Here is a 225-nt window from a genome sequence, read left to right on the forward strand (position 1 = left end):
GAAAATATCCAAAAAGAAATAGATGAAGTTATCGCTGATTTAGAAGATGGTGGTTATAAGCGAGAGTTCGAGTTACTTTTAGAAGCACGTCCAAACATAATAGGAGAAAGGGGGTTAAGACCTGACCCGCAACCGCTTCTAGAGATTCTAACGCCTATCAAAAGTGCAGGATTAGAATATTTTCAAAGTGGGAATAAAAATTCTCAATCATACGAGTTAAACGTC

1 pseudogene is annotated in these 225 nt (G+C 37.3%); it reads left to right on the forward strand.

Going from position 1 to position 225, the window contains the following annotated elements:
• Window positions 1-225 (forward strand): annotated as a pseudogene (locus TP70_RS12510) (hypothetical protein); the annotation flags it as partial.

Origin of the sequence: Staphylococcus microti, assembly GCF_000934465.1 — a bacterium.
Taxonomy (GTDB): Bacteria; Bacillota; Bacilli; order Staphylococcales; family Staphylococcaceae; genus Staphylococcus; species Staphylococcus microti.